Origin of the sequence: Streptomyces sp. (assembly GCF_031178505.1) — a bacterium.
GTDB classification, from domain to species: Bacteria; Actinomycetota; Actinomycetes; order Streptomycetales; family Streptomycetaceae; genus Streptomyces; species Streptomyces gulbargensis.
Genome location: NZ_JAPSIW010000216.1, coordinates 1 through 9,233 on the forward strand (window position 1 = coordinate 1; position 9,233 = coordinate 9,233).

The 9,233-nt window shown below is 74.9% G+C and carries 11 protein-coding genes; 7 read left to right on the forward strand and 4 right to left on the reverse strand.

Annotation, left to right across the window (positions count from 1 at the left end):
* The first annotated feature begins 335 nt into the window (after nucleotides 1-335).
* The 5 genes from RIF68_RS16435 to RIF68_RS16455 all read left to right on the forward strand — a co-directional run bounded on the left by RIF68_RS16435 (nucleotide 336) and on the right by RIF68_RS16455 (nucleotide 5,181).
* Nucleotides 336-1,316, forward strand: coding sequence for a Rieske (2Fe-2S) protein (locus tag RIF68_RS16435; RefSeq protein WP_309052009.1), 981 nt, complete (start codon nucleotides 336-338; stop codon nucleotides 1,314-1,316).
* Nucleotides 1,317-1,444: 128 nt separating this feature from the next.
* On the forward strand, nucleotides 1,445-2,722 hold the full coding sequence (locus RIF68_RS16440; protein WP_309052010.1) for a VWA domain-containing protein: 1,278 nt from the start codon (nucleotides 1,445-1,447) through the stop codon (nucleotides 2,720-2,722).
* Complete coding sequence (locus tag RIF68_RS16445; RefSeq protein WP_309052011.1) at nucleotides 2,722-3,582, forward strand: hypothetical protein; 861 nt, start codon at nucleotides 2,722-2,724, stop codon at nucleotides 3,580-3,582. Before RIF68_RS16440 ends, RIF68_RS16445 begins: the two co-directional genes overlap by 1 nt.
* A 202-nt stretch (nucleotides 3,583-3,784) precedes the next feature.
* Complete coding sequence (locus tag RIF68_RS16450) at nucleotides 3,785-4,276, forward strand: DUF2243 domain-containing protein (RefSeq protein WP_309052012.1); 492 nt, start codon at nucleotides 3,785-3,787, stop codon at nucleotides 4,274-4,276.
* Nucleotides 4,273-5,181: a cytochrome c oxidase assembly protein gene (locus RIF68_RS16455; RefSeq protein ID WP_309052013.1), complete on the forward strand. Its 909-nt coding sequence runs from the start codon at nucleotides 4,273-4,275 to the stop codon at nucleotides 5,179-5,181. Before RIF68_RS16450 ends, RIF68_RS16455 begins: the two co-directional genes overlap by 4 nt.
* On the opposite strand, the gene RIF68_RS16460 is transcribed toward RIF68_RS16455, so the two are convergent.
* Nucleotides 5,171-5,707, reverse strand: coding sequence for an isochorismatase family cysteine hydrolase (locus tag RIF68_RS16460; RefSeq protein ID WP_309052014.1), 537 nt, complete (start codon nucleotides 5,705-5,707; stop codon nucleotides 5,171-5,173). The two genes, RIF68_RS16455 and RIF68_RS16460, sit on opposite strands and share 11 nt — an antisense overlap.
* 173 nt (nucleotides 5,708-5,880) lie before the next feature.
* Here RIF68_RS16460 and RIF68_RS16465 point away from each other — a divergent pair, with 173 nt between their 5' ends.
* The gene (locus RIF68_RS16465) at nucleotides 5,881-6,168 is read left to right on the forward strand and encodes a hypothetical protein (RefSeq protein ID WP_309052015.1); all 288 of its coding nucleotides are present in this window, start codon (nucleotides 5,881-5,883) and stop codon (nucleotides 6,166-6,168) included.
* 126 nt (nucleotides 6,169-6,294) lie between these two features.
* On the forward strand, nucleotides 6,295-7,401 hold the full coding sequence (locus tag RIF68_RS16470; RefSeq protein ID WP_309052016.1) for an FAD-dependent oxidoreductase: 1,107 nt from the start codon (nucleotides 6,295-6,297) through the stop codon (nucleotides 7,399-7,401).
* A 99-nt stretch (nucleotides 7,402-7,500) separates the two neighbouring features.
* Here the strand turns inward: RIF68_RS16470 and RIF68_RS16475 are convergent, their stop codons facing one another.
* The 3 genes from RIF68_RS16475 to RIF68_RS16485 all read right to left on the reverse strand — a co-directional run.
* The gene (locus RIF68_RS16475) at nucleotides 7,501-7,956 is read right to left on the reverse strand and encodes a MarR family transcriptional regulator (RefSeq protein ID WP_309052017.1); all 456 of its coding nucleotides are present in this window, start codon (nucleotides 7,954-7,956) and stop codon (nucleotides 7,501-7,503) included.
* Nucleotides 7,957-7,999: 43 nt separating this feature from the next.
* Entirely contained in the window at nucleotides 8,000-8,524 is a 525-nt protein-coding gene (locus tag RIF68_RS16480) for a 2Fe-2S iron-sulfur cluster-binding protein (protein WP_309052018.1), read from the reverse strand.
* Between the two features lie 15 nt (nucleotides 8,525-8,539).
* Nucleotides 8,540-9,233, reverse strand: a 694-nt coding sequence (locus RIF68_RS16485; protein ID WP_375165709.1) for a molybdopterin cofactor-binding domain-containing protein, incomplete at its 5' end; no start/stop codon positions are given.

Genomic DNA, 9,233 nt, shown 5'->3' on the forward strand with positions numbered 1-9,233 from the left:
AACGACCCGGCACCGCACCGCACCGCGCGGAACGCATCGATCCCGGCCGGCCCGGCACCGACGCCGGCCGGCGCGGCTCCGTCGGAGAAGCCGGGAGCGGCCCGGAAGCGCCCGTCACGGTCCGGCTCCCACCGCCGCCCGTCACCCGCCCGGCGGACGGCCGGCCGGGTGCGCCTCCGGGGAGCCCCGCCGGCCCCGCGCCGGACCGCGACCACCCGCGCCGCTCTCCCCACCGGACCGCACCCGACCGCCCGCCGCCGTACCCGCCCGCCACTCGAACCGCTCCCCCGCCGCCCCGTACGTTTCCGCCGCGCCGGACCGGTAATCCGCCCGGCATGGAGACGCTCACCCCTCTCGCCCGAACCGTGTCGGCCCTCCGGGCCGCCCTGCCCAAGACCCGGGGGCCCGGCCGCGTCCTCGACGCCCTGGACCGCTGGGAGTCGTTCGAGGGTGTGGACCCCGTGACGGACGCGCTCAGATCCCTGGTGCGGTCGCTGCCGCTCGGCGGGGCCCGGGACGTGCTGCACGGCCGCTGGCTGGGCCACCCCGTGCACCCGCTGATGGTGCAGCTGCCGGTCGGGGCCTGGCTCTCGGCCGCGGTGCTCGACGTCCTGCCGGGAAAGCGCCGCGCGGCGCGCGCGCTCGTCGCCACCGGTCTCGCCGGGGCGGCACCGGCCGCCGTGGCCGGCTGGGTGGACTGGGCGGAGCTGCGCCGCCCGCAGATGCGCGCGGGGCTGCTGCACGCCGTGGCCAACACCACCGGAGTCGTCTGCTACGCCGTGTCGCTGTCGGCCCGGTGCCGGGGACGGCACTGGCGCGGCAAGGCCTGGGGTTTCGCGGGCCTGACGGCCGTGGCCGTCGGCGGCGCGCTCGGCGGCCACCTGTCGTACCGGCTGGGCGCGGGGGCGAACCACGCCGAGGAGGTGCCGGATCTGGTCGGGTCCGGCTGGCACGAGCTGGGCGACGTGACGGACCTGCCGGTGGACCGCCCCCGGCGGGGCATGATCGGCACGGTGCCGGTGGTGATGGTCCGCACCGGCGACGGCCTGGTGCACGTGCTGGCCGAGCGGTGCAGTCACATGGCGGGACCGCTGGCCGAGGGGACGGTCGAGGACGGCTGCCTGCGCTGCCCCTGGCACGGCAGTACGTTCCGTCTCTCGGACGGGTGGAACGTGACGGGTCCGGCCACCGCCCCCCAGCCCGTCTTCCGTACGCGGGTCGTGAACGGCCGTCTGGAGGCCCGCCTGGAGCCGGCCGCCGCGCGCGACCGCGCTCCGGAGGAGGACGCGGAACACCGGTCGGGCGAAGCGGCCTGACGAACCGTCGGGCCCCTGACCGGTCCTGCCGGGCGGGGCACCCGCGGGCACGGTGACGGCCCGTCGGCGGCGCTCACGGGCCGGCAGCCCGTTTTGGATTGTCGGACGATCATCAATACGATCCGGCGATGATCACGAGAAAACGGCTGGCGACCGGGGCCTGCGCGCTGCTCGCCGCCCTGAGCGCAGCGCTCCTGCCGACGGGCGCGGCCGCCGACGAGCCGGTGGCCGAGGAATCCCCCAAGGTCGAGCTGGTCCTCGACGTCAGCGGCTCGATGCGGGCCCGCGACATCGACGGCCAGTCCCGCATGACCGCCGCCAAGCAGGCCTTCAACGAGGTGCTCGACGCCGTCCCGCAGGAGGTCCGGCTCGGCATCCGCACCCTGGGCGCCGACTACCCGGGGCCCGACCGCAAGCGCGGCTGCGAGGACACCCGGCAGCTCTACCCGGTCGGACCGCTGGACCGCACCGAGGCCAAGACGGCCGTCGCCACGCTCGCCCCGACCGGCTGGACGCCGATCGGTCCGGCCCTGCTCGGCGCCGCCGACGACCTGGGGACCGACGGGGCCACCAAGCGGATCGTGCTCATCACCGACGGCGAGGACACCTGCGCGCCGCTCGACCCCTGCCAGGTGGCGCGGGAGATCGCGGCGAAGGGCATCCACCTCGTCATCGACACCCTCGGCCTGGTGCCGGACGCCCGGACGCGGCAGCAGCTGACGTGCATCGCCGAGGCCACCGGAGGCACGTACACCTCCGTCCATCGCACCGACGAACTCTCCCGCCGCGTGCGCCAGTTGGTCGACCGCGCCGCCGATCCGGTCGTGCCGCCCGTGGCCACCCGGGGCACCGATCGGTGCGCCGGCGCGCCGCTGCTCCGGCCGGGCGTGTACACGGACCGCGAGACCTTCGGCCAGCACCGCTGGTACCGGGTGGAGGTGCTGCCCGGCCAGGAGCTGCGCGCCTCGGTCAGCATCGCCTCGGACCGGCAGGTCCACCGCGACTACGGTGTCCTGCTCCGGGCGGTCACCCCCGCCGGGCGGGAGATCGTCCGGGGTTCGGAGGCCGGGGACGGCCGGACGGACGTGATCTCGACGGGGCTGCGCCACCCCGTGCCCGAGCGTGACGACGACGGCCCGGGCGACGCGAAGCCCGCCGCCGAGACGGTCTGCCTGCAGGTCAGCAACTCCTTCTCCGCTCCCCCGTCGGTACGGACGACGCCCGGCATGCCCGTCGAGCTGAGCGTCGACGTCGTGGACGGCCCGGCCGGCGCCTCCGACCTCGCCGCGTTCGGGCTCGGTCGCGGCTGGTGGCTGCTCGGTGCGCTCGTCCTGGCCGGCTTCCTGGCCGGGCTGATCCGGGGCTGGCTGTCCCGTTGGCGCGTCGCCGTCTGGAGGACCAACTGATGCGTACCCTGCGAATGTTCGGCGCGGCCGTGACGGCCGCCGCGGCCCTGCTGGGCCCGGCCGCCCCGGGAGCCCTCGCGGGCCCGGCCGCTTCCGCCGCCCGGACGGAGTCTTCCGCCATCCCGGCGACGCCCGGTTCCGACGCCGAGGCCGGCCCCACGGAGGCGGGCACCACCTTCCGTACCGCCGCCGCCTTCCGCCCCGGTCAGGAGGCGACGGCGCAGGCCGCCACGGGCGACTACCTGTACTGGGTCTTCCCCGCGGACACGGGCGAGCGCCCGGCCGTGCGCGCCGCGGTCACGCTGCCCGCGGCCTCGCTGCGGCACGGCCCCGCCACCTGGCGGATCGACGTGTACGACGGGCTGCGCCGGCGCCAGCCCTGCATGTACGGCACGCAGGCCCGGGCCGCGGCGCGGGACGCGGCGGAGGTCCGCCTGACGTGCGTCCTGCGGCCCGTCCGGGGCGCGGCGGACCCGTGGGCCGGCGACCCGCTGCCGGGGAGCTACTTCGTACGGCTCACGGTGACCTCGCTGCCCGACGAGGACCTGGGCCAACCGTTCACCGCCCGCCTCGGGGTGGACGTCCGGGACGAGGGCGGCGCGCACGCCGCCGACGGCCCTCCGGCCGTCCCGCTGGTGCCGGGGGCGACGACCGCCGACGTGGCGGAGGCCGAGACCGCGGCCGGCCGCACGCCGGCGGTGGACGCCGCCGCCCCGGAGGACGGCTGGGCCTCGGCCTGGTGGTCGGACCGCTGGCTCTGGACAGCGGCCGGCGGGGTGCTCGCGGCGCTCGCCGGAGTCGGCGGACACGCCCTCACCCGTGGCTCGGGCCGGCCCGCCCGGACACCGCCCGGCGCCTGACGAGCCCGTACCGCAGAGCCCGAAGGCCCCCACCGCTCCCCTGCGGTGGGGGCCTTGCGCCGTCCGGGGCCGTCGTGTTCCGGGCCGTGCCCGGCCCGGCCACCGACGTCTCACCCGGATGAGGGGCCGGACGGGCACACCACGGGGACCAAAGGGTAGGCGTACGGATCAGCAGACGTGTCCGTGTCAGGAAGGCAGCCCCATGAGCGCACCGGCCCACCCGCCCGCGGTCCCCGAAACACGCCCCGAACCGCGGAGGTCGGCGGTGGTGTGCGGCGTGATCGGGGCCGCCGTGATGGCCGCGGTCGACGAGATCGTCTTCCACCAGGTCCTCGGCTGGCACCACTTCTACGACCGCTCGACCCCCGCCGTGGGGCTGCTGTCGGACGGGCTGCTGCACACCGCCGAACTGCTCGCCCTGGTCGCCGGGTTCTTCCTCTTCGCCGATCTGCGCCGCCGCCGCGCCCTGGCACCGGGCCACGCCCGGGCCGGCTTCTTCCTGGGTCTGGGGATCTTCCAGCTCTTCGACGGCGTCGTGGACCACAAACTGCTGCGTCTGCACCAGATCCGTTACGGCGTGGACGTCACCCCCTACGACTGGGCGTGGAACGCCTGCGGTCTGGTCCTGCTGCTGACCGGCGTGGCCCTGGCCGTCCGCGCGGCCCGCCGGGACCGGGCCGGGGCCGTGGTGTGATCCTCGCGCACGCGCACCACGGTACGGCCGGGGACCCGGACCTGGCGGGACTGGTCGCCGCGGCGGCCTGCGCACCGGCGGTCGCCGCCTACGCGGCGGCCGCGGCCCGCCTGCGGCGCCGCGGGGACGCCTGGTCGAGGTGGCGCGACGCGTCGTTCGCCTCCGGCGGTACGGCCCTGGGGTGGGCGGCGGCGGGCCCGCTGCCGGGCGGTCCCTTCACCGCCCACGTGGTGCAGCACCTGATCGTGGGAATGGCGGCCCCGCTGCTGTTCGTCCTCGCCCGCCCGCTGACCCTCGTCCTGCGCGTCCTGCCTCCCGGCGCCGGGCGCAGAGGCCTCCTCACCCTGGCGCACTCCCCCGGGGTGAGCCTTCTCCTCTTCCCTCCGCTGGCGGCCCTGATCGACATCGGGGGGCTCTGGCTGCTCCACCGCACCGGGCTGTTCGCCGCCGTGCGCCACCTCCCGTGGCCGCACGCCCTGGTCCAGGCCCATGTCCTCGCCGCCGGACTGCTGTTCACCTTCTCCGTCACTCAACTCGACCCGGTGCGCCGCCGCTGGAGCCCGGCGCTGCGCGGGGCGACCCTGCTGGGCGCCGGAGCCGCGCACGCCGTTCTCGCCAAGAGCCTGTACGCGACGGCGCCCCCCGGCACCGCCTTCACCGCCGCCGACCTGCGCACCGGGGCACAGGTCATGTACTACGGCGGTGATCTGGTCGAGGTCGCGCTGGCCGTCGTCCTGGCCGGCTCCTGGTACGCGGCCACGGGCCGCGCGTGGGCACGGCGGCACCGGGCGGGGCCGCGCGCGGGGCGGGGCACCGCCGTGGCGGCCCCACGGGAAGCGACACGGCACACCGGGACCGCCGGCCGGCCCGTCGGCGCGGTACCGCCGAACGGACTCAGAAGGTGATGTCGGCCGCGTCCTCGATCCGGCCGTTCATGTTCCGCTCGATCATCCGCAGCGCGGCCTCCGCCAGGTCCTCGTGGATGTGGGCGACCGCGTCCCGGGGGACCGTGACCCGCAGGTGGCGGATGTGCGCGTCCAGGGCCGAGTAGAGGACGCACTGCTCGGTGACCTGGCCCGTGAGCACGAGGTCGGTCACGTCGAGGGACTGGAGCAGGTAGCCGAGCGGGGTTTCGTAGAACGCCGAGTGGCGCGCCTTCACGACGAAGAGGGCGTCCTCGTCGGGCCGGACCGGGTCGACCAGTTCGGGGTGGCGGCCCGCGAGCGCCATGTCGAGGATCTCCCCGTGGTGGGAGCGCCACTGGCCGAAGTTGTCGTTGGCGTAGACGACCGGCGCACCCGCTTCCCGGGCCCGCCGCAACAGGTCGGTGATCGCGGGCATCGCCTCCTTCACCGACGGCACGAGCAGGTCCGCGTCCTCGTGCTCGTACGTGTTCAGCATGTCGATCACGAGGAGCGCCGAGCGCGCCATGGCAGCCTCCGCTTCTTCCGGTCTTCCGTCACTTCCTTCTCCTCCGCCTTCCCCCGTCTCCCGGATTACCTCCCCGGGCGGTGGCCCGCATCCGGAGCGGGTGCCGCGCACGCCCCGGGCGTGGTGTGCTGGTGGAGAGGGGGCTGTCCAGCAGCTCACGAGGAGGAAGTGCCATGGCGATCCTCGTTCACGCCGTCCTCGACGGCCTGCGCACGGAGCAGTACGACGCGCTCAACGCCCAGCTCCGGACCACGCCCGAGATCTTCGACGGCTGCCTCTCCCACGCGTGCGTGGCGACCGACAGCGGCCTGGAGATCTTCGACGTGTGGGAGAGCGAGGAGAAGATGCGGGCGTTCGCGGACCGGATGATGCCGGTGGCGACCGGCCTCGGCTGGCCCGAAGGGCCGGAGCCGCGTGTGGTGGCCGTGTACAACCACTGGGTGCCCGGCGCCGGCGGCTGACCGGACCGCACGCCCCGCGCCCACCACCCTGAATCCGCTGTTCCCCTTTTTTCCCTTTACAGTTCGCACCACGAACTACTACTGTTCGTAGTGCGAACCAATTGGGATGTCTTCCGAGGGGGAACAATGAACGCAGTCGTCGCGGTCATCGGTGGCGGCTACGGCGGAGCCGCCGTCGCCAAGGCGCTGGACGAGGCGGCCGATGTCGTCCTGGTCGAGCCGAAGGACGCGTTCGTGCACGCGGCAGGCTCGCTGCGGGCACTCGTGCGGCCCGACTGGGCGGAGAACATCTTCTTCCCGTACGACCGGCTGCTGAGCCGCGGCCGGGTGGTGGCGGAGCGGGCCGCCTCCGTCGACGCGAAGGGCGTCACCCTTGCCTCGGGGGCCCGGATCGACGCGGACTACGTGGTCCTCGCGACCGGCTCCTCCTACCCGTACCCGGCGAAGTTCGAGACCGACTCCGCCCGGGAGGCGCTCGGCGGCCTGCGCGCCACGCACGGGGAACTGGCCCGCGCCGAGCGGGTGCTGATCAGCGGCGCCGGGCCGGTGGGGCTCGAACTCGCCGGTGAGATCAAGGCGGTCTGGCCCGGGAAGCGGGTGACGGTGGTGGACCCGGGCACGACGCTGATGCCGGCCTTCGCCGACGGGCTGCGGGACGACCTGCTCGCCCAGCTCGACGCCCTGGGCGTGGAGCTGCGGCTCGGCGTCACCCTCTCCGAGGAGCCGCCCGGCGGCCCCGGCCGCGCCGGGGCGTTCACCGTCGCCACCTCCGACGGCGGGGAGGTCACGGCCGACATCTGGTTCCGCTGCCACGGCGTCCGCGTCCACAGCGACTTCCTCGCCCTGGAGCTCGCGGAGGCGCTGACGCCCGCCGGACACGTACGGGTGGACGAACACCTGCGGGTCGAGGGGCAGGAGCGGGTGTACGCCGTCGGTGACATCACCGCGCTCGACGAGGCCAAGATGGCCGGTTACGCGATGCAGCACGCCGAGGTCGTGGCCGCGAACATCGGGGCCCAGGTGCGCGGCGAGCTGCCCGAGAGCACCTACCGTCCCTCGCCGATCCCGTCCGTCCTGCTGCCCCTGGGGCCGCTGGGAGGCGTGGGTCAGTTCCCGTCGCCGGACGGACCGATGGTCCTGCCGGCCGGGACGGTCTCCCAGTACAAGGGGAACGACCTGTTCACCGGCCGCTTCGCCGAGCTGTTCGGGACCGGAGTCCCGGCGACGGCGTAGGACGCGGGCCGGGGGCCGCGCTCCGGTCCCAGGGCCGGGGCCGGTGGAGGCCGGCCACGATCAGGGGCGCGCGGGCGGCGACGCGCGCCCCTTCCGGGGTCATTCCTGGTCGGCGAAGACGTCCGGCACCTCGTTGTCGGTGACGACCCGGCCGAGCAGTCCGGCGAGGAGTTCCCGCTCGGGGCCGTCGAGTCCGGCGGGCAGCTCCGCGATCCGGCGGCAGGTCTCGGCGTAGAACTCCTCGGCCGTCCGGGCCCCTTCCCCGGTCAGGGCGACCTGTACGGCCCGCCGGTCGGTGGGGCAGGTCTCGCGGTGGACGAGACCGAGCCGCGAGGTCCGGTCGACCAGACCGGTGAGACTGGACTTGGCGAGGCCGAGCTTGCCGCCGAGTTCACTCATCCCGGTCGGGCCGGGCATGAGGACGCACAGCAACTGCCCCTGCTGCGGGGTCAGCCCGTACACGCGGCTCGCCGCCGCGTAGACCTCGTTCACGAGAAAAGCCGAGCGCACCAGTGCGGTGACGATCCCGAGCTTTCCACCCTCGTCCTTCGCCATGCCGACACCCTACCCGCGGAAACCCGGAAATTCGCATCACGAACTATTCGACCGGCGTTCCCCGCCCGTCGCTCGGCGTGGGCGCCTCCGCTTCCATGCGGCGGGCGCCTTCCAGGACCGCCTGGCGGATCCGGTGGTAGGTGCCGCACCGGCAGACGTTGCGGATGGCGTCGAGGTCGGCCTCGCCGATCTCCCGGCCGGCCTCGCGGGCCCGGCGGACGGCCGCGACGGCGGTCATGACCTGCCCGGGCTGGCAGTAGCCGCACTGGGCCACGTCCAGGTCGAGCCAGGCCTCCTGCATCGGGTGCAGTGCGGCGCCCACCGTGTCGGGAAGGCCCTCGATGGTGGTCACCTCGTCGGTGGGGCCGAGATCCCCGACGGGTACGGCGCAGGGCGTGAACGCCCGGCCGTTGAGGTGGCTCGTACAGGCCTGGCAGACGCCGACCCCGCAGCCGTACTTGGGGCCGGTGACGCCGAGGACGTCGCGCAGGACCCACAGGAGGCGGACGTCCCCCTCGATGTCGGCGGTGACGGCCTTGCCGTTCAGGATGAAGGTGTGCTGCGGCACGAGGGCTCCAGGTCTCTACAGGGCGCGGTCGCGGCCGTCGGCCGGGGAGGCGGGCACGGGCGGAACGGTGGGCAGGGGGGTGAAGGCGAGCGGTTCGCGGTGGTTGACGGGGAAGACGGTCGGCATGGTGCCGGTCGCCCGCCCGTAGGCGCAGGCGACGGCGGCCATGGCGCCCGCGACCGCCAGCTCGCCGGCCCCGCCCGGCTCGTCGCCCGTCGGCGGCATCACGATGATCTCCAGTTCGGGCGGGGTGTTCCACTGCCGGGTGTAGAAGTACTGGTCCCAGCTGCCCTCGAGGAAGTGGCCGTCGCGCAGGTGGAGCCCTGAGGTGAGGGTGATCGCGATGCCGTCCGCGATGCCGCCCATCATCTGGGCCTCCAGTCCTCGCGGGTTGACGGCGAGGCCGACGTCGACGGCGCACACCACCTTGGTGACACGCGGACCCGTGTACGCGTCGCGGATCCGCCGCCCCGTCGTCGCGGGGCGGCAGTCGATCTCGGCGAGGACGGCGACGACGGAGTGGTACTCGGCGTGGACGGCGATGCCCTGCGCCGTGCCGGGGGCCATGGTCCGGCCCCACTCCCCCGCCTCCGCCGCCTTCTCCAGTACGGCCCGGGCCCGTGCGTCCTTCAGGAGCCTGCGGCGCATCGCGTACGGGTCCTGGTTCGTACGGCGGGCGACCTCGTCGAGGACGAGCTCCTGGGCGCAG

Excerpts from the sequence above, each read along its gene's own strand:
- RIF68_RS16435 (WP_309052009.1), top strand. The coding sequence starts at position 336 with ATGGAGACGCTCACCCCTCTCGCCCGAACCGTGTCGGCCCTCCGGGCC.
- RIF68_RS16470 (WP_309052016.1), top strand. The coding sequence starts at position 6,295 with ATGAACGCAGTCGTCGCGGTCATCGGTGGCGGCTACGGCGGAGCCGCC.
- RIF68_RS16440 (WP_309052010.1), top strand. The coding sequence starts at position 1,445 with ATGATCACGAGAAAACGGCTGGCGACCGGGGCCTGCGCGCTGCTCGCC.
- RIF68_RS16465 (WP_309052015.1), top strand. The coding sequence starts at position 5,881 with ATGGCGATCCTCGTTCACGCCGTCCTCGACGGCCTGCGCACGGAGCAG.
- RIF68_RS16445 (WP_309052011.1), top strand. The coding sequence starts at position 2,722 with ATGCGTACCCTGCGAATGTTCGGCGCGGCCGTGACGGCCGCCGCGGCC.
- RIF68_RS16460 (WP_309052014.1), bottom strand. The coding sequence starts at position 5,707 with ATGGCGCGCTCGGCGCTCCTCGTGATCGACATGCTGAACACGTACGAG.
- RIF68_RS16450 (WP_309052012.1), top strand. The coding sequence starts at position 3,785 with ATGAGCGCACCGGCCCACCCGCCCGCGGTCCCCGAAACACGCCCCGAA.
- RIF68_RS16475 (WP_309052017.1), bottom strand. The coding sequence starts at position 7,956 with ATGGCGAAGGACGAGGGTGGAAAGCTCGGGATCGTCACCGCACTGGTG.